17 protein-coding genes and 1 pseudogene are annotated in these 21,645 nt (G+C 61.6%); 2 read left to right on the top strand and 16 right to left on the bottom strand.

Annotated features, from left to right (window positions below):
- Nucleotides 1-21 precede the first annotated feature (21 nt).
- From PspCFBP13528_RS06870 to PspCFBP13528_RS06810, 13 genes are all read right to left on the bottom strand, one after another.
- Nucleotides 22-1,743, bottom strand: coding sequence for a ShlB/FhaC/HecB family hemolysin secretion/activation protein (locus PspCFBP13528_RS06870; RefSeq protein ID WP_065949933.1), 1,722 nt, complete (start codon nt 1,741-1,743; stop codon nt 22-24).
- 477 nt (nt 1,744-2,220) lie between these two features.
- Nucleotides 2,221-2,703 (bottom strand): poly-beta-1,6-N-acetyl-D-glucosamine biosynthesis protein PgaD, encoded by a 483-nt coding sequence (gene pgaD, locus PspCFBP13528_RS06865; RefSeq protein ID WP_137199861.1) that lies wholly within the window; start codon nt 2,701-2,703, stop codon nt 2,221-2,223.
- A 2-nt stretch (nt 2,704-2,705) separates the two neighbouring features.
- Nucleotides 2,706-4,046, bottom strand: coding sequence for a poly-beta-1,6-N-acetyl-D-glucosamine synthase (pgaC, locus tag PspCFBP13528_RS06860; protein ID WP_065949931.1), 1,341 nt, complete (start codon nt 4,044-4,046; stop codon nt 2,706-2,708).
- 2 nt (nt 4,047-4,048) lie between these two features.
- Nucleotides 4,049-6,052, bottom strand: a complete 2,004-nt coding sequence (pgaB, locus tag PspCFBP13528_RS06855) for a poly-beta-1,6-N-acetyl-D-glucosamine N-deacetylase PgaB (RefSeq protein ID WP_137199860.1) — start codon at nt 6,050-6,052, stop codon at nt 4,049-4,051.
- A 12-nt stretch (nt 6,053-6,064) separates the two neighbouring features.
- Complete coding sequence (gene pgaA / locus PspCFBP13528_RS06850; RefSeq protein ID WP_065949929.1) at nt 6,065-8,545, bottom strand: poly-beta-1,6 N-acetyl-D-glucosamine export porin PgaA; 2,481 nt, start codon at nt 8,543-8,545, stop codon at nt 6,065-6,067.
- A 507-nt stretch (nt 8,546-9,052) separates the two neighbouring features.
- Nucleotides 9,053-10,549: a YdgA family protein gene (locus PspCFBP13528_RS06845; protein WP_065949928.1), complete on the bottom strand. Its 1,497-nt coding sequence runs from the start codon at nt 10,547-10,549 to the stop codon at nt 9,053-9,055.
- A 253-nt stretch (nt 10,550-10,802) separates the two neighbouring features.
- Nucleotides 10,803-11,435, bottom strand: a complete 633-nt coding sequence (locus PspCFBP13528_RS06840; RefSeq protein WP_101220791.1) for an NADH:ubiquinone oxidoreductase subunit N — start codon at nt 11,433-11,435, stop codon at nt 10,803-10,805.
- An 81-nt stretch (nt 11,436-11,516) separates the two neighbouring features.
- Complete coding sequence (locus PspCFBP13528_RS06835; protein ID WP_137199859.1) at nt 11,517-12,959, bottom strand: efflux transporter outer membrane subunit; 1,443 nt, start codon at nt 12,957-12,959, stop codon at nt 11,517-11,519.
- Entirely contained in the window at nt 12,956-13,846 is an 891-nt protein-coding gene (locus PspCFBP13528_RS06830; RefSeq protein ID WP_065949925.1) for an efflux RND transporter periplasmic adaptor subunit, read from the bottom strand. Before PspCFBP13528_RS06830 ends, PspCFBP13528_RS06835 begins: the two co-directional genes overlap by 4 nt.
- Nucleotides 13,843-14,052 carry a DUF1656 domain-containing protein gene (locus PspCFBP13528_RS06825; RefSeq protein WP_003187469.1) on the bottom strand — a complete coding sequence of 70 codons (210 nt, stop codon included), beginning with the start codon at nt 14,050-14,052 and terminating at the stop codon, nt 13,843-13,845. Before PspCFBP13528_RS06825 ends, PspCFBP13528_RS06830 begins: the two co-directional genes overlap by 4 nt.
- Nucleotides 14,049-16,127 (bottom strand): FUSC family protein, encoded by a 2,079-nt coding sequence (locus PspCFBP13528_RS06820; protein WP_137199858.1) that lies wholly within the window; start codon nt 16,125-16,127, stop codon nt 14,049-14,051. Before PspCFBP13528_RS06820 ends, PspCFBP13528_RS06825 begins: the two co-directional genes overlap by 4 nt.
- Nucleotides 16,124-16,543, bottom strand: coding sequence for a MarR family transcriptional regulator (locus PspCFBP13528_RS06815; protein ID WP_065949923.1), 420 nt, complete (start codon nt 16,541-16,543; stop codon nt 16,124-16,126). The genes PspCFBP13528_RS06820 and PspCFBP13528_RS06815 overlap by 4 nt, the downstream gene beginning before the upstream one ends.
- Before the next feature lie 260 nt (nt 16,544-16,803).
- Complete coding sequence (locus PspCFBP13528_RS06810) at nt 16,804-17,064, bottom strand: hypothetical protein (RefSeq protein ID WP_065949922.1); 261 nt, start codon at nt 17,062-17,064, stop codon at nt 16,804-16,806.
- A gap of 379 nt (nt 17,065-17,443) precedes the next feature.
- On the opposite strand from PspCFBP13528_RS06810, the gene PspCFBP13528_RS06805 reads away from it, so the two are divergent.
- Both PspCFBP13528_RS06805 and PspCFBP13528_RS06800 read left to right on the top strand, forming a co-directional pair.
- Complete coding sequence (locus PspCFBP13528_RS06805) at nt 17,444-17,722, top strand: antitoxin (protein WP_032878500.1); 279 nt, start codon at nt 17,444-17,446, stop codon at nt 17,720-17,722.
- A complete protein-coding gene (locus PspCFBP13528_RS06800) occupies nt 17,719-18,012 on the top strand; it encodes a type II toxin-antitoxin system RelE/ParE family toxin (RefSeq protein WP_083217921.1) in 294 nt (97 codons plus the stop codon). Before PspCFBP13528_RS06805 ends, PspCFBP13528_RS06800 begins: the two co-directional genes overlap by 4 nt.
- Before the next feature lie 4 nt (nt 18,013-18,016).
- On the opposite strand, the gene PspCFBP13528_RS06795 is transcribed toward PspCFBP13528_RS06800, so the two are convergent.
- From PspCFBP13528_RS06795 to PspCFBP13528_RS06785, 3 genes and pseudogenes are all read right to left on the bottom strand, one after another.
- The gene (locus PspCFBP13528_RS06795; protein WP_137199857.1) at nt 18,017-19,513 is read right to left on the bottom strand and encodes a Fic family protein; all 1,497 of its coding nucleotides are present in this window, start codon (nt 19,511-19,513) and stop codon (nt 18,017-18,019) included.
- Between the two features lie 97 nt (nt 19,514-19,610).
- Nucleotides 19,611-19,855: pseudogene (locus PspCFBP13528_RS06790) on the bottom strand (DUF2789 domain-containing protein).
- A gap of 31 nt (nt 19,856-19,886) precedes the next feature.
- The gene (locus tag PspCFBP13528_RS06785) at nt 19,887-21,467 is read right to left on the bottom strand and encodes a glycosyltransferase family 39 protein (RefSeq protein WP_137199856.1); all 1,581 of its coding nucleotides are present in this window, start codon (nt 21,465-21,467) and stop codon (nt 19,887-19,889) included.
- Between the last annotated feature and the right edge of the window lie 178 nt (nt 21,468-21,645).

Below are 21,645 nucleotides of genomic sequence, written 5' to 3'. Positions count from 1 at the left end.
TCGCTGCGGCGCAACGTTGAATTACAGGAACAAATCCAGGCGGAAGTAGATCGGCGCTTCGCGCTCGGTGACGACGCCGGGTCTTTCCAGCGAGTGGGCAAAGGTCACGCTGGTGCTGACGTTCTTGCCTCGGGCGAACAGCTCCAGGGAGTTGCTGGACACGCGGCCATGAACGTTGTCGTTGTAGCGGTCGTTGCGGATCACGCCCTGGTCGTAGCCGACGCTGGCGCCGTATTCGAAGAAGGCCGGGCGCATCCAGTCGAGGGTCACCGGGCGCGCCCAGCGCACTTCGTTGCGCCAGTAGCCGCCGCTGTCGCCGGTCAGCAACTGATCCTTGAAACCGCGCACCGAAGCCGAGCCGCCGAGGCTCATGCGCTGGGGCGAGAACAGCGGGTCTTCACTGCGCTGGCCGGTGGCCAGGCTGCTGAAGCTGAACGACTCGCCCCACAGGCTGAACGGTTGCAGGTAGCTGACGGTGGCGGTGTATTTGCGGTAGCGCGAGTTCGGCTGGCGGCGGCCGAAGGCGTCGCGCTCGTCCTGCGACTGGGCGTCGAGCAGGCCGATACCGCTTTGCATGCCCAGGTCCAGGTTGACGAAGGCCGTGCCGATACGCCGCCCGTGGTTGACGCCCAGTTGCAGTTCGCTGAGGCGGTTGCTGCTGGGCGCGGTGCGCACGTCGAGGATGTAGTTGTTGGTGCGCAGGTGCGCCAGGCCGACGTTGACCGAGGTCTTGCTCACGTCATCGCGGTGGATTACCCGTTCGGCGCGCAGTTGGTGGTTCTGGTTGTCGCCGTCCTGCTTGTATTTGAAGTCGTCGGTCACGCCGAAGGTGCGGTAGTCGCTCTCGCTGTAGGTGTAGCTGAAGTTCCACCAACCCCACGGCACGTTGTAATAGAGCATGGTGTTTTTCGAGGTTTTCTGGTGGTCGCTGATGGCGTCGTGGCCGCCGCGCAGAATCAACTGGTCGCCCAGGCCCAGCGGGCTGTCCCATTCAAGGCCGGCGCCCCATTGCTGTTCGCCGGTGCTTTTCTGGCCGTCGTTATTGCGCGACAGGCTGGCGCGCCAGGGCTTTTGCGCGGTGTTCTTGACCACCACGTCGCTGCCGCCCACCTGGCTGCCGGGGGTCAGTTCCATCTGCGCTTGTTTGGACGGCAGGCGGTTGAGCTGGTCCACCAGTTGCTCGATTTCACGCAGGTTCAGCGCTTCGCCGACCTTGCCAGGAAACGCCATGGCCAGTTCGCGTTCGGTCACGGTGCTGCCTTCGGCGCTGCGCAAGGCTTCGAGCTTGCCTTCCACCACCAGCACTTGCAGGTGGCCGGTGGAGAGGTCTTGCTGCGGCAGGTAGGCGCGGCTGGTGACGCGGCCTTTGCCGAGGTAGTAATCGGTGATGGCCTTGAGCAGGTCGTTGAGCTGGGACACGCCCAGGCATTGGCCGACGTAGGGCTTGAGCAGGCGCTCGCGCTCGGAGGCCGGCAGGCTGTCGGCGCCTTTGAGTTCGATGTCCTTGATCGGGAAGCAACGGGTGTCGGCGGGCGCGGTGGGCGCCTCGGGTTTGGCCGCTTTGCCGGGCAGGTCCTTGAGTTCTTCAAGGCGCCGCTGTTGCTCTTCGAGCAGGCGGTTCTGCCGATCGCGGATCAGGTCCTGGTCCCCGGGCGTGGGGGCAGCGAATGCAGTGTTCAGGCTCAGGCAAGCGAGCAGGAAAGTGCATAGAAGAAACCGAGTCCGTGGCATTGGCAGAGGCATGTTCGATCCGTCGAAAATCAAAGGCCGGCAAGCTAACATCGAACGTTCAGCAGACCAAGACGCGGGGGCTGTCGGGTGTTCGAGCGTGTTTGCGGTCAACCTAATGATTAGTAACAAAAAATAATTATCGAACAGTTTCCGGCCTGACTACTGACACGTTTAATCCGACCGGCGGCAACTGTTTCGAGCGTGATTCGACTAACAAGCCGCGATCGCCATTATTTAGCCATCAGGTGTTATCGAGTTAGGGTTAGTACCGGGGAGGGGAGGAAAGTTCGCGGCGGTTTTGTGATTTGGATCCCATTTATCGGAAATCCAATCAGTTTTTTTGAACCCGTGCGCATTCACAGCACTGGAGATCTGAATGTGGGAGGGGGCAAGCCCCCGATAGCGGTGAATCAGTCAGCCAATGTTTAGCTGACACACTGCTATCGGGGGCAAGCCCCTCCCACATTGGGTAGTGCAGCACTGAAGATATCAGCCAAGGCCTTTGTCTTTTTCCGAGCCGGGCACCAGGGCCAGGCCAGGGCGTTCGACATCGCGGGACACGTGGGATTTCACTTCCCCCACGCCGCCCTCTTCGTCGTTGTGAATCACCAGCACGCCGGGGCGGCGCAGTTGTTCCAGGTCGCCCTCGCCCAGCTTGAAGCTTTCACTCAAGTGCTGGTCGCTCAGGGCATTCGCCTCGGCGCGACGCTGGGCGAATTTGCGCCCTTTGCGTTGCTGGTAGCGTGCCCAGGCAATCAGGATCACGGCGTTGAACAGCGCGATCCACAGGTAGGTTTGCAAGGTGTTGAGCGCGGCGAAGATCGGCGCTTCCAGGCGCGGGCCGCCGTGGGTTTCGAGCATGGCGTTCATGCCCCGGGCCAGCAGCCAGACCAGGCCGGCCCAGGCCAGCAGGGTGAGCACCACATCGATAATCCACATCACCAGGTTCTGGCGGGTTCTGACCAGTTTCATCGTCACGCCTCCTCTTGGGCAGGTTTGATACCACGGTCCGGGCTGACCCAGCGGGCGCGTTTCTGGTGCTGGTTGAACAACACCTTGGGAAAGCTGACCAGGGTGGTGAACAGGCTCACCAGCCAGAACACCATCGGGTACCACACGGTCCAGAACAGGGTTTTCCACAGGTCTTTTTCGTAGCGCCGGTCAATCAGGATGCTCACCGCGAACTGCAGCAGGCACACCATCGCCAGCACCAGTCCGGTAAACGCCGGCGGCACCAGGGAGTCGACGGTAATCGCCTGCGGCAACACCATGAATTTGCCCAGGCCCCAGAACACCACCGAGAGCAGGAAGGTGAAGGCCCAGCCGGTGGACAGGCAGTATTCGAACAGCAGCGGCCACAGGTAGCGATGGCGCCATTGCCAGATGCCACGGATATTCTTGAACAGCACTTCAGCGCCGCCCTGGGCCCAGCGCAGGCGCTGTTTCCACAGGCCGCCGACGGTTTCGGGCATGAGAATCCAGCACAGCGCACGCGGCTCGTAGAAGATCGCCCAGTGATCGAGTTGCAGCTTCCAGCTGACATCGATGTCTTCGGTGATCATGTCGGTGCTCCAGTAGTCGATGCGGTCCAGCGCCTTCTTACGGAACGCCACCACCACACCCGACACCGTGAAGATGCGCCCGAACACGCGCTGGGTTCGCTTGATCAGGCCGATGATCGAGGAAAACTCGCCCACTTGTACCCGGCCGATCAGGGTCGAGCGTGTGCGCACACGCGGGTTGCCGGTGACGGCGCCCAGGCGCGGGTTGTCGAGCATCGGCGCGACCATATAGGCCGCCGCGTTTTTGTCGAGCAACGCATCACCGTCGATGCACACCAGGTATTCGCTGCGCGCCGCCACCGCGCCCATGCGCAGGGCCACGGCCTTGCCCTGGTTCTGCGCCAGGTGCAGCACGCGCAGGCGTGGGTGTTGCAGCGCCAGCGCGTCGAGTACTGCGGCGGTGTTGTCGCTGGAGCCATCGTTGACCGCGATCACTTCGATGTTCGTGTACACCTGGGCCAGGGCGGCCGCCATGGTGTCGGCGACGTTATCGCCTTCGTTGTAGCAAGGGATGATGATCGAGATCAGCGGGTTGCCGGCCAGGGTCGGCGCCGGCGTGTCTTCCTGCCATGGCCAGTGGCGTTCCCAGTGCAGCCAGAAGTACAGGCCGCCGGCGATCCACAGCGCGGACATGAACAGCGGGTAGAAAAACACGAAGTCCATCAGGAACTGCCCGGTGACCAGGAAGATCAGGCCCAGGGGCACACCCAATACCAGTGCCAGCACGAATATAGCCAGGATTCTGTCGAACATGATCAAGGGTTCCACTGGTTGGAAAGGGCCGGACGTATCGTCTTCAAGTCCGGGGAGTTTTCCAGGAAGTTGTCCGGGTAATAGCCAAAGCTCTTGACCCCCTGGCGTTTGAGCACGCCCATCCATTGCGCCAGTTGCTCTGCGCTGATATCCGGTGCGGCTTTGGTGCGCCAATCTTTGGCTTGCAGCTCGAAAACGGTTTTTTCCATAGCGCCGGGGCGTGCCTTGACCGTGGCCACCAGTTTTTCCAGCCAGGCGTTGGAGTCTTGCAGCGATTGGCCTTCCATCAGCGGCATGGCCATCGGCGCGGTCCAGTCGTAGGCCTGCAGGAAGTCATCGAGGTTCTGCGCGAACCAGGCTTCGCTGGCCGGGTTGAGCATCGGTTCGGCGAAGATATTGCGCGCGGTCAAGATCTGCGGGCCGCGTATGGCGCGGAACTTACCGGTCAACTCGTGGGTGAAGTCGATCAGGTAGCGGCTCTTGAAGCGGGTCCAACGCTGCATCACGGCGGGGTCGGCGCGCAGCGCGGCGATGTTGTCCGGCAGGCCCTGGGCGGCGTACGCCTTGAGGGCTGCGGGGCTGGCGTCTTCAAAGTCGCTGAGCACCGCGTCATCGTGATACAGCACGCCATCGATGCCGCTGTTGCTGGTGCGTGCGAGGTCTTCGTAAATTTCGCCGATGACCTGCCGCACTTTCGGGTCAAAGGGCGACAGGCGCTGATATTGATCGGGATCGGGCGCCACCTTGCCGGTCTGCGGGTCCCAGCGGGTAACGCGCGGCAACTTGGAGTCGAGGGCGAAACTGAGCACCGGCATCCACGCAAACACACTGGCATGGGCACGGGTATGCAGCTGCCAGGAGACGCGGTTGAACAGGTCGGCACGCATCGGCAAGTGGCGGTTGGGGAAGTACAGCGAATGCACCAGGCCGTCGCCTTTGGGGTCGGCGTAGGCTTGCAGGAATACCGTGACAGCTCCCATGTCCACCACGCGCTGAACCAATACATCCAGATTGCGCGCCTGTTGGGCCGGGTCGGGATCGTAGACGTGATCCAGGTCCACATGCAGTACGCGCAACGGCGCCTTGGCCTGCACCGAAACCATGCTGCTGGCGAAGTGTTCGCCGTCCGGATCGGAAGCTACCAGAAAGCGCGGGCTGTTCATCAGCTTGTTCGAGTCATCCAGACCGTCGTCCAGGGTCAGCGCCATCTCATAGCCGTGCTCTCCCACCACGGCCAGGGTAGTGCCGTCGGCCGCACCATATGGCCATACCCACACACGAGGTGCCTTGCCGGTGACGGTTTTGATCTTGTTGGAGATCCCCACCACATCAGCGCGCATCCGTGCCTTGAACTGGGCTTCGGTTTCATAGCGTTGGGTCGCCGGGTCAAAGCGACGCGTGGTGGCGGCCGGCTCGAGATTGCCTTGAGGGTTGGCGAGTATGCCTTTGTGATTGGCGTCGGTATGGGCGGCGATTTCCACCAGTCCCGACTGGGACACTTCACGAATCTGCTGCCAGGTCAGGAAGTCTCCCCGCGGACGCGGCGTACCGGCAAAGTCCACCGGCTGGTTCAGCGGGGTGTCGATCCAACTGCCGACCGGCGCCAGCACAGCCGGCCAATTGTAAGCCCGCAGAATCGGCATCACGCGGGTGTAGAAGCTTGCGTAGCCGTCGTCGAAGCTGAGCATCACGGCTTTGGGTGGCAGTGTCGGCCCACCTCGGCGTGCGGCGAGGACCTGGTTCACGCTGACCGCCTGGTAACCGTTCTCGCGCAGCCACGCCAACTGCTCGACCAAACGTTCGGTACGCACTGCCACCACCGCCTGGTCGGGATCGTTGTCCGAGACATCGTGGTAGGCAATGCCCAGGAAGTGGTTCTTCGGCCACGGCGCTTCGCTGGCCAGGGTCGGCCGCTCGGCAGGTGGGACGAATGGCGCGGGTTGCTGGGCACAGGCGGCAGCCAGCATTACACCCAGAACCAAAAAACAACGGCTGAGGAAGGTCATGGTCAGGCTCTTTTAGAAACGGTAAGTGAGGTCGAGGAGCAGGCGCAGGTCGCGCTCGCGCTCTGCGTCATAAGGTCGGCTGACCAGACTCAGGTTGGCGCCGGCTTCCAGTACGTCATTCCAGCGAAAGCGCTGGCCATAGCCGATCAAACCGACACCGCCAGTGGAGTAATCCTTCTGGCTGTAGGTACCCGCACCCAGCTGGAACTGCTGACTCCACTGGGTTTCGTAGCGGTGATAGAGCACATGGTTGACGGTAACGGTGGGCAACACGCTGAAGTCGGACTTGGGGTTGAAGTAGATCGTGTCTTCCTTGCTGTTGCGGCTGGCGCCGACTTCCAGGCCCAGCTCCACTTGTACTTTCGGCGAGCTGTAGATGCCTTCGCGGCCCGTGAGCATGGCCTCGACGCGGTCGTTACCGTCGCTGAAGTGGGAGGGGCTGACGGCCAGTTTCCACTCGCGGCTTTCGTTGGCGCGCCAGCGGATAAAGCCGCTGCCGCCGTTGGCGGTGACGCCTTCATTCAACGCCCGCAGCGGCGTGGTGCTCAGGAGATAGCCAAGGCTGGCGCCGTACTGCCAATGATCGTTGATATCACGGGCAATCGACACGCTTGCGCCTTGTTTTGCGCCATCGCCATAAGAATGGTTGGACACTTCGGCTTCGATGGTCATGTCGCGGGTACGCCGCTCCACGCCCACGCGCTGCCAGCGGTGATGGCCGGTGCCTTCGGCAAAATCGGCAGTGCCGTAGCCAACCCCGGCGAACAGGCGCCAGTCTTCGTCGATGGGCGGGGTGTAGACCACGGTTTCCAAGCCCCAGTCACGGCTGCCCGAAACCGCACCGGCCTCCTGGTTATCGCCGCCGCCGAAGCTTTTACCGGTGTAGGCTTCCACGCGGACTTCGGCCATGTCGTGCACGTCGCGCAGGCGTTTGAGGCGCTGTACCTGGCGGTTGTCCGGGGCACGCGCGACGACGTCATCGGTGAGCAGATCAAGTTGCCGCCATTCCTGCAGGTCCAGCGCGGTAAAGCCCTGGGACATTTCCACACCGATGTCACGGGGGCTCTGGTTTTCAGTCTCCTTGAGGGACTCTTCAGCGCGTCTTGGCCAGTCCCGGGCGCGGTACATCTCGGCCTGCGCCAAACGCACGCCGATACTCCCAGGTGCTTTGCTGCCCAGGGCTTCCAAGGTGGCTTCGCTGGCGTTCAGGTCGGCGCCATAAGTACCGGCCTGGGCCGCCAGTTGCTGGGCGTCCATCCATTCATCGTTGGGGTTGCCGATGGGCAAGCCCTTGAGTTCCACCCGAGGTTTCTCGGTGTTTGCCAGTTGAGTGGCAACGGCGCGCGCCTCCTCCACCTGGTCGTTTTCCAACAAGGCGTAGAACAAGGCGGTGCTGTCTTTTACATGATCGCCGACGTCGGCGTCCGCCGCGTCAAGTGCCTGGCGGTACAGCGGCGCGGCCTTTTCCGGTTGGCGCAGGTCCAGATAAGACGCTGCCACCCAGCGCACGGCGTAGGTCGGCAACTGTACACGTTGGGCCGTGAGGGCTTCGTATTCGCGGATCACTTCTGCGGTGCGCGCACGGGCCTTGAGCGCGCCCAGGCGGTCAATGCGCCAGCGCACTACGTCATCGTGGGCAGTGGCGTCGGGGGTCCAGCGGCTGATCAGTTTGTCGTAATCCTGCAGGGCCCGATCGGCGATGACGTAGCGCTCTTTTTCGGTGCGCGTGGCGAATTCGGCCATGCGTACACGCTCGGCGGCCAGGTCGCCTTCCAGGCGGCGCTGGGTGACCGCGTCCACCAGGCCCGGACGCCTGGCCGACAGGCGCAGCGCGGCTTCCGGCAGGCGGGCTTTTTGCAGCGCGACGATGTATTCACGCGCCACGTCGGGCTTGTCGCCGGCACGGATAAAGGCCTGGTCGAACTCGAACAGCGCGTCATAGTTCTGGCCGGCGCGGGTCAGCGCGTAGCCCAGGGCCATGCGGCGGTTGGGGTCATTCGGTTGCGCCGCCACCAGCGCGCGCAAGCGTTGCACCGCCTCATTGGCCTTGCCGCCATCGGCCTGGGTGAGCGCCAGGCCCAGTTGCAGGTCGGTATTATTCGGTTCGCGCAGCAACGCCTGGCGATAGACCGCTTCGGCCTGGGCCCACTGCTTTTGATTGCGATAGGTGCGCGCCACCGTGGCCAGTGCCTGGGTGGTCAGGTTGCGATGCTTGCCCTGTGCCTCATACACCTTCAACACTTCGGCGTCTTGCCCGGCCCAGCCGGCAATCACCAGGTGATCGCTGACCTGGCCTGGGGTCTGGCGCTCGGCGGACAGCTGGCGCAGCTGGGTCAGTGCCGGCGTGAAATGACCGTTGCGGGCCTGGATGATCAGGGCGTCATAGGCGGGATCGGCCACGGCATAGGCGGGCATCAGCAATTGGCTGCACAGGGCTGCTGCGATGAGCAGCCGCAACCGGCCTGAAGCGCTGAGTGGAGGGATTGGCAACATGTCGTCGGCTTCCTTACAAGGAAAGCTGCAACGATGGGTGATCCTGAGCGATGTGCATCAGGGTGTCGGCGTCTCGGGACCCGACCTAGCTTTCCTGGGGGGAACTATCCCTTAGCCAGGCAGGGGCAAGGGCAATTCGGAACAATTGTTCAGAATTGGCTGACACAGACTCTTTGCCAGGCACAAAACAACTGTGGGAGGGGGCTTGCCCCCGATGGCAGAGTGTCAGTCAGTACATTCTTGACTGACCCACCGCCATCGGGGGCAAGCCCCCTCCCACATTTTCAACTGCATTTCAGGGTTACTGCACGCCGCTCATGGCACCGGCTTTGGACATCACGAAGCTGAGGCCACACCGCTGTCCGGCTGACAGGGACTTTGCCAGGCACAAAACAAAATGTGGGAGGGGGCTTGCCCCCGATTACGGTGGGCCAGCCACAGATAAGTTGACTGACCCACCGCTATCGGGAGCAAGCCCCCTCCCACATTTTCAACTGTATTTCAGGGTTATTGCGCGCCGCCCATTGCGCCGGCTTTGGACATTACGAAGCTGATGAACTGCTCGACGGTCATCTTCTGGCCATTGAAGGTCACTTCGTTGTTGGCGTAGTGCAGCTTGGACACCACGTCGGTGCCCACCAGGGTTGCCAGTTGAGTGCCCACGGCCACACCGCTGACCATCTCGGCCGCCATTTGCGATTGCTGTTCGATGGCTTTCGGGTCGGTTACGCCGCCAACCTGGGCTTGCAGCGCGGCCACGTCGCTGATCATCGGCTTGGACAGGGTGAGGTTGGTGTCCAGCAGCGAAATCATCTGCTTGCCCAGCTCAACCGGTGGCAGTTCCATGGAGGCCGGCTTGGCCAGGTCCAGTACAAGGTTGAACTTGCTCTCGCCATGGGTGGTTTTCAGCGACAGGTTTTCCACGGCCAGTTGCGGCTTGGCGGCCAGCACCTGATTGACGTTGGCTTCGGCCAGGGTCTGTTCGGCTTCGGTCAATTGCAGCTCGGGCGCAGGTTGGCCGGCAGCGGCGGCGGCTTGCACCGGCTGCATCTTGTCCTGGTAGAGCTTGGTCAGCACCAGCATTGCCGGGATGTCGACGTTTTTCATGCTGACGGCCATGGCGGCCGAGCCCACAGGCTTACCCTGGTAACCGATCTCGTCGACCTTGTAGTCGACGCGGCCGGCCAGGTTGTTGTCCTTGGTCTCGCTGGAATCTTTCTGCTCGAAGCCCTTGAGGGTCAGCACAGACTTCTGCGGGCCGAAGGTGACCTTGGTGTCGGTCAGTTCGATGGTGTTCTGGCCGGTGTAGAAACCAAACGTGGATTTGGCCAGGTTGCTGGCAACGGTGAGGCCGGCCAGTTCGGCTTCGAACGCGTCGCCATTGGCATCGACGGCCGCGACCTTGAGGCTGTTCATGTAGCCGTCGGCCTTGACCTTCTGGCCTTCGGCGCTGCTGTCGAAGTCCAGGTTGGCGCCGGAGAAGCTCACCGAGGACTTGTCGTCCTTGAATTCCAGGGGCAGCAGTTCGACGTTGCCGTTGACCGAACGGCTGTAACCGATATTGGCCACGCCTTTGAGCGGCGACACGTCTTTGGCGGCAGCAAACCATTGTTCGGTGGTGGCGTTCTTTTCCAGTTCGTAGTGACTGGTGGCCATTACCGGCAACCATTTCAGGGTGACCAGACGCGAGAACGGCAGCGGGCCGTGTTCGATATGGTCGACGAACAGCAGCTCGGGGTTCGGGTTTTGCTCACCGAACACACTGCCCTGGCCTTTGAGGCGGTAATGGGCGGTGCTGCTGAACACGCCACGGTCCAGGGAGACCAGCTCCAGGGACACGGTACCGTCCACGCCGGCCATGGAGGTCTGCAGTTCCTTGTTGGCGTTCTGGATCGCGGTTTGCAGAACCGGCTCCAGTTGTTTACCGGTGTACCAGGCGCCGCCTGCACTGACGACGCCAACGGCGACAACGAAACCCAAAAGAACGACTGCTGGCTTATTCATGAAGTGACCTGATCAAATCCTGTGAGAAGTGGGCTGTCTTCCTTGAACCCCGGAGGGGTCCTTGTAGGAGCGAGCTTGCTCGCGAAGAACTCATAGGCACCGCGCTTATTCAGAATGCACGCGTTATCGTTGACGTTTTTCGCGAGCAAGCTCGCTCCTACAGTAGTGGCCCGTGTGGCCGAAAGGCTGGGGAAGATTAGCACTGGCGGGCGCAAACGGCCCAGCCTTTCAGAGGGATCAGTTCATCAGGAGTTCAGGAGTACTCCAGCTCTATTTCATCCAACTGGTGGTCGAAACTCTTCAGGCGCGCCGTCCAGGTGTAGACCAACACCTCAAACTCACGGTGTATCACCGCGTTGCCGGGGGTGTCGGTCTTGGGGTCGCAGAAGTCCAGCTGGTAGCGCTCACGGGCCATTTGCGTGGCGACATCGGACAATTCCCGCGCGTTATTCAGCCAGTGCCTGCCGTCAGCGACCTGCCGATCCAGCGCGACACATTGCGTCTTCAGCACGTCGAGGCTTTTTTCCAGGGGCGTGCCGGTGAGGTCGCCCATGACTTCCTGGAACGTGCGACCGGGTTGCCAGTAGCTGCCCCAGAAATAGCGGTCAAACACGGTTTCGACACGGCGCAGGGCCACCTTGGTGTCCCAGATTGCGACGCGGGTCTTGCCTTGCTCCAGCAACTTGCGCTTCACGCGTTGGTTTTGATAGGAGGCCCAGGCCACCACGCCGATGGACAGGGTGCCGATCACCAGGCAGGCACTGTCGAGAAAGACCATGGCCTTGTCGAGTTGGTGGGCGAGCATGACCCCGTAGAAATACGCGGCCGATAACAGCACCAGTGCGAAGAGCACGCACCAGAAAGCGGGAGCATAAGGGTTTTTCATTATTGGAATCCCCATGAGCAAACGCGAGCAGTGTCGAGTGAGGCTTCACGACGCCTCACCTGACAAAGCATAGCTATCACCTCACGGTTTGCCGGGTTTTACCCCTTGCGTTCGTCCGCTTTCCCAACCGCCGCCCAGGGCCAGGAACAGGTCGATCTGGCTCATCGCAACCTGGGTGTTGGCCGCCGCCAATTGCGCGCGCATGGCGGTGTAGGTGCGCGTGGCTTGCAGGTCGGCAAGAAACGACTCGCGCCCGGCCTGGAAGAAGCGGTGGGTCTGGTCCGCCGCCTCGTGGGCCGAGCGCTCGGCATCGGCCAGCGCTTCACGGCGCTGCAGCATGGCGGTGTACTGCGCCAGGCCGGTCTGGGTTTCGCGGATAGCGTTGAGTACCACCCCGTCGAAATGCGCCAGGGCGCCCTGGGTCGCGGCTTCGGCTTCGTGAATGCGCGCGCGGGCACCGTTGGTCGGCACCGTCCAGCTGATCATCGGGCCAAAGCCCCAGCGATTGGTCGCAGGCTGGCCGAGGTTGTCGAGCAGGCCCACTGTGCCTACCGTGGCACCAATGGCGATGTCCGGGTACAAGGCGCCCGTGGCCACGCCGATGCGCGCGGTCGCAGCGGCCAGTTGGCGTTCGGCCTGGCGCACATCCGGGCGACGCTTGAGCAACGCCGCACCGTCGCCCACCGGCAACAGCTGAGCGATGTGCGGCAACTCGGCGCAACTGGCCGTGCCGGCCGGCAATTGATCGAGGGGCTTGGCCAGCAGCATCGACAGACGGAACAACCCGGCCTGACGCGCCGCTTCGTAGCGCGGCATGTCGGCGCGCAGGGATTTGTATTGGGTTTGCGAGCGCGTGACCTGGGTTTCATCGCCACGGCCGGCGTCGCGCAGGCGTTGGGTCAGCTGGGTGCTTTGGGCTTGCAGGTCGAGGGACTCGTTGGCGATGGCCAGTTCTTCGTTGGCGGCGCAGACCTGGGTATAGGAGCGCACCACATCGGCCACCAGGGTAATGCGCGCGATATCGGCGGCCGCCTGGGCCGCATCCGCGCTGGCCTGGGCGCTTTCGATGCCGCGTTGCAAGGTGCCGAACAGATCGAATTGGTACGAGGTGGTGATGCCCACGCTGCCGATGTTGCCCACCGGGACTTTGTCTGCCAGCAGGAAGGCTTCGCCGGACTCCTGCAACCGCTGCGCTTCGGCCTTGGCCCCGGCACTCCAGCCGCCGGCGGATTCGGCCTGCTGGGTCTGGTAGCGCGCGCGTTGCAAGTTGGCGGCGGCCACGCGCAGGTCGGTGTTGGAGGCCATGGCCTGGCGCACCAGTTCATCCAGGCGCGGGTCTTTGTACAGCTTCCACCAGTCGGTCGGCACGGGCGCCGACACCACGTTATTGCCCTCCCCCGCGATGGCCCCTTGCAAGTCGTCACGGTTGACGGCAGCCGTGTCCGGCACTTGGTAGTCCGGGCCTACCGCCTGGCAGGCCGACAGCAACACCCCCAGGGCAGCGGTGGCCAGCAGTTGCTTCATGGCGGGTCTCCGGCGTTGGCCTTGTCATCGATGATCGACACGGTCGCCGTACGCCCGGCGATCATGCGGAAGTCCGCCGGCACGTCATCGAAGGCAATGCGTACCGGAATCCGCTGGGCCAGGCGCACCCAGCTGAACGCCGGGTTGACGTTGGGCAGCAGGTTGGAACCGCTGCTGCGGTCGCGGTCCTCGATACCGGCGACGATGCTCTGCACATGCCCATGCAGGCGGGCGTTGTCGCCGATTACGCGGATATCCACGCCCATGCCAACGCGAATGCCGTCCAGTTTGGTTTCTTCGAAATAGCCGTCGATATGGAAGGAGTTGCTGTCCACCACCGACAGCACCGGCCGCCCGGCGGTGACGAATTCCTGGGCACGCGGCGCGCGGTCGTTGACGTAGCCGTCCACCGGGCTGCGGATCACCGAGCGGTCGAGATTGAGCTGGGCGGAATCCACCGTCACTTGTGCCTCGGCCAGGGCCGATTGGGCACGGGCCACGCGGGACTGGCTTTCTTCCAGTTGCTCGCTGGGCACCAGGTTGCCCAGGCCACGGTTACGCTTGTACTCGCGCTGGGCCTGGGCCAGGGTTTCCTGGCGGTCGGCCACGGCGGCCTGGGCCTGGCGCAGGGCCAGCTTGAAACGATCCTGGTCGACAGCAAACAGCACCTGGCCTTTGGTCACCAGCTGGTTGTCGTGCACATCGACGCGCTGGATCAGCCCGGACACGTCCGGGGCGATCTGCACGATGTCGGCGCGGATGTGGCCGTCACGGGTCCAGGGCGCAAACATGTAGTACATGACCATGCGCCACACCACGACGACCGCGAAGCTCACGATCAACAGCGTCAGGACGACACGGCCGATAGTCAAAAAAGGTTTTTTCATGTCATCAGATATCGACTGAGTGAGTCCACCGCGCCCAGCAACAGCGCGTACAGCCCCACATTGAACAATGCCCGGTGCCAGACCAGACGATAGAAGTGCATGCGCGTCAACAGCCCGTGCACCACCAGAAACAACACATAGGTAATGCCCATCAGCACCAGCAGCGTGGGCAGGAAGACGCCGCTGATATCCAGGTCACCGATCATAAAGGCGCTCCATCAGGTAACGGCGCTTCGATTTCCGTGCCGCCGATGAACTCCACGCCGGGCAACAGCGCCAGGCGCAGGCCGGCCAGGGCATGCAGCAGGTGCAGGCGCGTGTCATCGGCGTCTTGCAGGTCCTGGCCGTTGAGGGCGCGGCGCGTGCGGTCCAGGGTCATCAGCAGACCGCTGGGCGCGGGCAAGCGTTCACCGGCCTTGAGGCAGGCCTTGAAATAACCGCCCACGCCTTCCACCACCTGGTTGAGCAACACGCGCGGCACGCCAAGGATACGCGGCGAATACGCGAGCAGATCGAGCAGGTTCAGCGCCACGCGCAGGTCGCGCAGGGCGGTGCCAGTGTCCTGGCCCGTGAGGCCCAGGCGCGGCAGGTGCTGCATGAGGCGATCAAGCATCTGTGCGGCCATGTGCCGGTGTTCGGCCAGGGTGGCCGGCTCGGTGAGGCTGACGATGTCGCGCCAGCTGAAACGGGTCAGGCGCTTGGCCGCCAGTTCGGCACCGAAGGGCCGGGCGATCAGGGTCCATACAAAGGCAAACAGCAGGCCCACGGGCCCGGCCAGATTGACGTTGGCGAAGTTGAGAAAATCCGCGTCGTAGGCGCCCTGGATGCTGATGAACGACGAGGTGTTGACCAGCGTCAGCAACATGCCCAGGTAGAACCGTGGCTGCACGGTCAGGGTGCCGATGCAGATGAACGGCACGGCGAACGCCAGCACCAGCATGGGGAAATCGTGCAGGTTGGGCAGCACCAGGAACAGGTACAGGCTGGCGAACAGCACCGACATGGCGGTCCAGAAAAAGAACCGGTAGATCTGCGGCGCGGGGTCGTCCATCGAGGCGAAAAAGCTGCACGCCACCGCCGCCAGGATCACCGCACTGCCGCCGTCGGTCCAGCCCAGCAAAATCCACAACACCGAGGCGACGATGATCGCGGTGACGGTGGAAAACGCCGAGTAGAACATCAGGCCACGATCAAGAAATGGCGTGAGCCGGCCCAGGCGCCAGTGGCGGTAGACGGCGCGCCAGGTGTCCTGGCTTTCGCATTCAATGGCGGCTTGCAGGCTGCGGCAGTCCTGCCACAGATCGACCCACTCGCCCAGGCGGTACAGGGCGTTGGAGAACAGCAGCGTGTGACGATCATCCAGCGCTTCGCCCTGGGGTTGCGCGGCGTCGATCTTGTCACGCAGCACGCGCCAGCGTTCCAGGGGGGCGGCTTCGGTGGTGCTTTGCAGCCAGGCGTTGGCCTCCTCCAGCAACGGCGTGAGCTGATCGAGAAATTCCGGCGCGCGATGTTCGATGGCGTACACCGCATCGTCCAGGGCATCGATCACCGGCAGCAGGTGAATCATGCGCCCGCGCAATTCCTTGGTGTTGCGCACCGTCTGCGGCCGCGCGCCTTCGTGGGGCAATTGGCCGATCATCAACTCGAGGGTGTTGAAGGTGGCGACCATGCCACCGCGCAGGCCGCTGATGGCTTCAGGCTCCACATCGCGGGTGAGAAAACGCTGGCTGTAGACCTGGGCGTCGGTAAACCACTTGGCCACCGAGCCATCGAACACCGGCATCAGGCGACGCGGCCAGAACATGGCACCCACCACGGCAGCCACGGCAATGCCGAGGAAGATTTCCTCGGTACGCGCCTCGGCCACATCCCACACCGCCAGCGGGTTGTCCACCACTGGCAGGGCAATCAGCGGCAAGGTGTAGCCGGCCAGCATCAGGGCGTAGCTGTTGGCGGTGCGCAGATGCAGGGAAAGGAACAGCAAGGTGCCCGTCCACAGGGCGATCACCACCACCAGAATGTAGGGTGACTGCACGAACATCGGTACAAAGAACACCGCCGCCGCCGCGCCCATCAAGGTGCCGATAGCGCGGTACAACGCTTTGGAACTGGTGGGGCCGACAAACGGGCTGGAGACGATATACACCGTGGCCATGGCCCAATACGGACGCGGCATTTGCATGAGCATGGCGATGTACAGCGCGATCATCGACGCGGCGAAGGTACGCACCCCGTAGAACCAGTCGCGAGCAGGCGGAAAACCGGTAAAAAATCCGTTCAAGGCGCTACCGCCTCGGCCGCCTCGAAGGCGCGCAGTACGCGCAGCGCGGCTTCCAGATCGGTGGCGGCGATGTCCACCAGGACTTCCTTGCGCAGGCGCACCAGTTGCGCTTCCACCGCCTGCACCAGCTCACGGCCGCGTGCGGTGAGGCTCAAGGCCTTGGCGCGACGGTCATGGATGTCTTCGGTGCGGCACACATAGCCGTCATTGCAGAGACGGTCGAGCAGGCGCACCAGCGACGGGCTTTCCATACCCGAAGCCTGGGCCACTTTGACCTGATGCACACCGTCGCCCAGGCGGCCGATCATCAACAGCGGCACGGCGCAGGCTTCGGAGATGCCATAGCTCACCAGCGTGGCCTGGCAGATTTTGCGCCAGTTACGGGCGCCCACCACCATGCTGCTGCTGAGGTTCATCTGGAGTTGTTCGAGGGATTGGGACACTGGATAGTTCGCATACAGTTAGTTTGCTAACTATTAATATGGTGGAGGGATGAGTTGTCGTCAAGTTTTGAAACAATTTCTCGATGGGTGGAGCGATTCAGCGGCGGCACTGCAGGGCGAATGTGGGAGGGGGCTTGCCCGATGGCGATGGGTCAGCCACTGATGCATTTACTGACACACCCTCATCGGGAGCAAGCCCCCTCCCACATTTGGATCAGCGTCGGATGCCCGGGCTATTTTTCAGCCTGACCATCCAGGCGACGCTGGATCTCGCCCAGCATGTCCAGGCCATCGCGCAGTGAGACCAATGCGGCAGTGACCAAGTGATGGAGGTTTGGGTTGTCGCTTGATGAGGCGAGGGTCGCCAACAGCTCAGTACCGATACGCACGCGACTGCGAGCTGTTTCGTGGAGCAAATGCGAGGGGGCAAAGGTGTTGAAAGCCAGGACGGGAACGCTGGTGGGGTTGGTTTGAAGCGGCTTGTATTGGTCCATCGATAAACCTCACAGATAAGGATTTGAACCACCTTCTCCCGTCGCCAAACGAATAAGGGTGGCAGCTGTACGCAGGTTGGCGAACCGGTTATCTGTGAAACCCGGCAGATCCGAAGATCTCCCGCGCACAGCCGCCATAGAACCCAATGCCTTCATCCAAGGAAAAACGCACGGGGTAGGAACGCTGTAACGCGTCACAGAATTTCGGATCGCCAAATCCGATCGCCGATGTGCGGCGACGGGGCGAACTATAGGGGGATGGTTGAGGCTGTGCAACCAACATATTGATCTCTACCGTCAGTCGTCTCAGCTTTTTCCAAACGCCATTCGGTAATGATGATGTATATACTTTGTTCATACCATTCCGGAGGAATCGCTGATGTCCAAATTAGCCGTTTTTACAATGAAGCTTGAACCAGAGCTTCGCGACCAGTTCATGGCTGAATGCGAAGCCTCTCATCGTCCTGCATCGCAAATCGTACGCGAAATGATGCGTGAATTCGTTCAGGCCCAGCAGCACTCGCGAGAGTACGATGAGTTTTTGCAACGCAAAGTTGATGCTTCTCGTGCATCCATTCGCGCAGGCCGAGAGGTTTCCAATGAAGATTTGGAAGCTGAATTCGCAGCCAGGCGCGCTCAAGTAGATAGTCAGGGATGAGGGTCGCGTGGACGCCCGAGGCAGGGCAGGATCGTAGAGATATCTGGGATTTTCTGTTTGAGAAAAACCCACAAGCCGCAGCCGACATGGACCGGCGCTTCAGCATGGCAGCACTTGGATTAGCACATAACCCCGAAATTGGCCCAATAGGCCGGATTGCGGGAACACGCGAAATCATTCCGCACCCGAGCTACCGCCTTGTTTATCAAGTTGAGCCCGACGTAGTGAGGATTGTGGCTCTGGTGCATACAGCTCGCCACTGGCCACCAGAAAGTTACATCCCACATTGATGCCTCAGATGGGCGAGGGCTGATTGCCACATTCCTCAATCACCCGCCCCACCTCCTCCTCAATAAACCCAAACACCTCCTCCGCCACGCTGTACTGAAACTGCTTGCGCCGATACTTGGAAAGCTTGCCCTCGTTATCCAGGCACATCATCACCAGCTTCGACAAATCACTGCCACGCACGTCGTAGCGTTGATTCACTGCCTTGATCACACGGTCGTAGCGGTCGAGGAATTCGGTTTCTTCGCGCAGTTCGACTTCCAGTGCGCGGCGGGCCATTTGCAGGGTGAATTCGACGCAGCGGGTGGCGTCCCAGTAGCGGTAGATCGAGGGGTGACCGATGAAGTCGAACGCCATGTGGTCGGCGTCCAACCAAGTAACGTTCCAGAATTCCCGCGTCGGCTGGGAGAAGGTCTTGAGTGCCTCCAGATAGGCTTGCTCTTCGTGCTTCATGGCGACGGAGACCGGTAGCAACAAGCCATTTCCCAGTGCGCCATAGTGGCAAAGCGTCTGGTGGATCAGGAAGCGAGACAGGCGGCCATTACCGTCCATGAACGGGTGCAGGAACACGAAGCCGAAAGCGGTGACCGCCGCCGCAACCAAAGGATCGACGTCTCGCACGGGCTGGTTGGCGAAGGCCATCAGCTCTTCCATCAATTCCTGGCAAAGCGCGGGGGCTGGCGGTACGTAGCTCACACCGGCTGCGCCGCGCAGCCCGTTGTGCAGGTGGTTCTGTTCGTGGCGAAACGCGACGGCTTTGTCGAAGGGGTTGGAGACGGTGCTGTTTTGCAGCTCGACCAAGTAGTCCTCGGTGAGCAAACGGCCTTCGTGAGCCTGGCGCAGGAGTTGAACGAAGCGACGGGATTTTTCTTCGCTGGGTTGTTCTTTTTCGATGGCAAATGAATCGCGGGTTTCGTGCAGGTACGCCCACTGGATGGCGCGGTCCATCATTTCGGGTGGGAGGGTGGCCATGAAGGATTTGGCGCGGCCCAGTATGTCGAGACTCAATAAGGCGTCAATTTCAGACGTACGCTCGACTGTCACGCAATAGGCCAATGAGCCCAAACCGTTGAAGTCGATACGCCAGCGGGAATTGCGTGTAGACGGCCCCGTTACGTAGCGTTGCGGATCAAACAGGGGAGAAACTCGGCTGTTGATAGGCTTGCTGTAATCGAGCCGTTGCAGCGTCAGGCCTTCCCACAAATAGCAGGCCTTGCGGATGAATACGCCGTTAGGTGCTTTATCCAGCTCTTGCAGCAATTGATCTGCGCTGACCGAGTCAAGTGCCTGAGCGAGAATTGCGAGATTTATACCTTCGTGCTTGAGGGCAAAAAGAATATGGTCGAGCACCGAATCGGCTGCAGGCGCAACCGTTTGGGGAACAGCAAGGCAATCGCCAATCAACGAGATGCGAGTGACGGGCTTGACCATCGCTGAACGAGCAGGCGCAATGGCTTTCAACCCGAGGAGTTGGTGAAGATGGGCATAGCCGACCAAAGACATCGCGCAACCTCATAAAAAGTTCACTTGCGCGATTAAAGCCTAGATTTTTTCAAGCCTCATCACTTTTTTTCAAGTTTTGGCCTTTCTGCTCAGTTTTTTACACCCCTCGCCCACCCCGCAACATCACATTCAATTCATCCACCACCACCGCCCATCCGCATCCTCCAGTATCTCCTCACGCAAAAACGCCTTCTGACCCTCGCTCCAGAAAAACGCATCCGCCAGTTTCAGCTCGGGCTTGAGCGGTGAATGCACGGCGACGAATTTCTCGATGCTGACCGGGTCATCTGCCAGGCCAAGCTGTTTGAACAAGGCCGGCAGGTTGTGCACTGGCGATTCCATGTGGGTTCCTCATAGGCGTGTTCAAGACAGTCTAGCGGCAACCCTCGGGTTGTGGCGCCGGCACATTGCACAGCACGAACAGACGCGCTCGTGCACCGCCGCCGTCCTGACGGCTGAGTTCGCGCCAGCCTTCGGGCAACGGGGCAAAGTCGTCGGGTGCTTCGTTGCTGCTGATCAGCCACACGCGACGGGTGGTGGCCGGCAATGCGGATAGACGTTCGAGGTAGATGCGTCCGCCATCCTGATCCACCAGCGTACCGAAACCGTAGGCATTCGGTCGCGTCGGGGTGCCGTCGGGTTTGGGCGGTGTGTAGAGTTGAAGTTGAGCGTCGGTCTGGTCGTAATACACGTAGCTGAGGTACCACATCATGTCGCTGAGGACGATACGGTCATCCTCCTGGTAATTGCGATTGACGAACTCTACCGGCACGTTGAATTGATCCTGCTCATCCACCTCGAAGTTGTTCTTCAGGCCCAGCAATTCCATGCCGACAAACAGCACTAACAGCGCTGCGCCCAACCATGACAGGCGTGACGGCAAGCGGTCGATGGCAAGCGCAAGGGTGATTGGCAAACCCAGGGCATACACCGTGAGGTAGCGCTCGATAAAGACCGGCGAGATAAACGACACGCCGTACACCAACAGCAATGGCAGCAAGAAAAACAATGCAGGCAAATGGGCCCCGGGGTTGCGCCATGCCGTCACCAGAACCACCGCGACCAACAACAGCGGAAAGATCCAGAACAGCGGCGCCCAGAAATCAACGCCTTCATCCTGCAACACGAACTGCCAGATCATCGAGGGCAAGGACAGCAGGTTGACCGGCTCTTCCCAACCAATGTCCCCGCCTACCTTGAGCTGTTCAACGTGCTGCACCAGGTCCAGAAGGTTCGGCAGCCAGGGCAGGTACAACAACACAATCGTGGCGTTGGCCACCCACCACGCCGGGCGCGTGATCAGACGCTGGCCTGGCGGCTGCAGCCCCAGGTACGCCCAGTGCACCAGCACACACAACGCGGTGAAGTAATGGGTGTAGAAACCGGCGCTCATCAACAGCACATAAGCGGCCAGGTAACGTGTGCGCGCGGGTTGGCGCATCCAGTAGACCAGCGCCAGCGTAGCCCCCAACAGCCATACGCCGAGCAGCGAATACATGCGCACTTCCTGGCTGTAGCGCACCGCCGTCGGCAGCAGCGCCAGCAGGATGCCGGCCAGCAGTGCGGCGCGACGGGTGGACAGTTGCCGCGTCAGCCAGATCCCCAGGCCCACCACGACGGCACCGGTGATGGCGCTCATGCTCCTGATCGACCAGATGCTGTCGCCAAACACTTCGATCCAGCCGCGCAGCAGCACAAAATACAGCGGCGGATGCACATCGTGGCCGGCGTGAAACCACAGGTCGGCCAGCGCATATTCGCTGAGCAGGAGGCTCGAGCCTTCATCACCCCAGATCGCCGCCGACGTCAGGTGGTAGAACCGCAGGGCCATGGCCAGCGCCAGGATCGGCACCCACCAGAGGCGGCTGAGCCAGCCGGCGCCCTCCCGGGTCAGGCGATTGAACGCAGGCAAGGCCCGGACTTTTTCATTTTGCTCTACCGCAGACCGACGCATATCGACTCCGTTACGACTGCCCTCTACAGGACAAACACTGCGCATGCGCAAACCCCGCCACTTTAGGCCAAAAGCCAAGGGCCCGTTGCTGGAATCAGACAAATCAACAATTTGCGTAGGCCTTCACCGAAGCACTCGTAGGATCAGGCTATGATTGCCCTCCTCCACGGACTCAGGA

Source organism: Pseudomonas sp. CFBP13528, assembly GCF_005233615.1.
Taxonomy (GTDB): Bacteria; Pseudomonadota; Gammaproteobacteria; order Pseudomonadales; family Pseudomonadaceae; genus Aquipseudomonas; species Aquipseudomonas fluorescens_AM.
Note: the sequence above shows the minus strand (reverse complement) of the source record. Positions and strands in the feature narration are given on the sequence as shown.

Coding starts and splice junctions, on each gene's coding strand:
- PspCFBP13528_RS06795 (WP_137199857.1), bottom strand. CDS start 19,513: ATGTCTTTGGTCGGCTATGCCCATCTTCACCAACTCCTCGGGTTGAAA.
- PspCFBP13528_RS06870 (WP_065949933.1), bottom strand. CDS start 1,743: ATGCCTCTGCCAATGCCACGGACTCGGTTTCTTCTATGCACTTTCCTG.
- PspCFBP13528_RS06845 (WP_065949928.1), bottom strand. CDS start 10,549: ATGAATAAGCCAGCAGTCGTTCTTTTGGGTTTCGTTGTCGCCGTTGGC.
- PspCFBP13528_RS06840 (WP_101220791.1), bottom strand. CDS start 11,435: ATGAAAAACCCTTATGCTCCCGCTTTCTGGTGCGTGCTCTTCGCACTG.
- PspCFBP13528_RS06810 (WP_065949922.1), bottom strand. CDS start 17,064: ATGGACCAATACAAGCCGCTTCAAACCAACCCCACCAGCGTTCCCGTC.
- pgaA (WP_065949929.1), bottom strand. CDS start 8,545: ATGTTGCCAATCCCTCCACTCAGCGCTTCAGGCCGGTTGCGGCTGCTC.
- PspCFBP13528_RS06785 (WP_137199856.1), bottom strand. CDS start 21,467: ATGCGTCGGTCTGCGGTAGAGCAAAATGAAAAAGTCCGGGCCTTGCCT.
- pgaC (WP_065949931.1), bottom strand. CDS start 4,046: ATGTTCGACAGAATCCTGGCTATATTCGTGCTGGCACTGGTATTGGGT.
- PspCFBP13528_RS06800 (WP_083217921.1), top strand. CDS start 17,719: ATGAGGGTCGCGTGGACGCCCGAGGCAGGGCAGGATCGTAGAGATATC.
- PspCFBP13528_RS06815 (WP_065949923.1), bottom strand. CDS start 16,543: ATGAACCTCAGCAGCAGCATGGTGGTGGGCGCCCGTAACTGGCGCAAA.
- pgaB (WP_137199860.1), bottom strand. CDS start 6,052: ATGACCTTCCTCAGCCGTTGTTTTTTGGTTCTGGGTGTAATGCTGGCT.
- PspCFBP13528_RS06825 (WP_003187469.1), bottom strand. CDS start 14,052: ATGATCGGTGACCTGGATATCAGCGGCGTCTTCCTGCCCACGCTGCTG.
- PspCFBP13528_RS06805 (WP_032878500.1), top strand. CDS start 17,444: ATGTCCAAATTAGCCGTTTTTACAATGAAGCTTGAACCAGAGCTTCGC.
- PspCFBP13528_RS06835 (WP_137199859.1), bottom strand. CDS start 12,959: ATGAAGCAACTGCTGGCCACCGCTGCCCTGGGGGTGTTGCTGTCGGCC.
- PspCFBP13528_RS06830 (WP_065949925.1), bottom strand. CDS start 13,846: ATGAAAAAACCTTTTTTGACTATCGGCCGTGTCGTCCTGACGCTGTTG.
- pgaD (WP_137199861.1), bottom strand. CDS start 2,703: ATGAAACTGGTCAGAACCCGCCAGAACCTGGTGATGTGGATTATCGAT.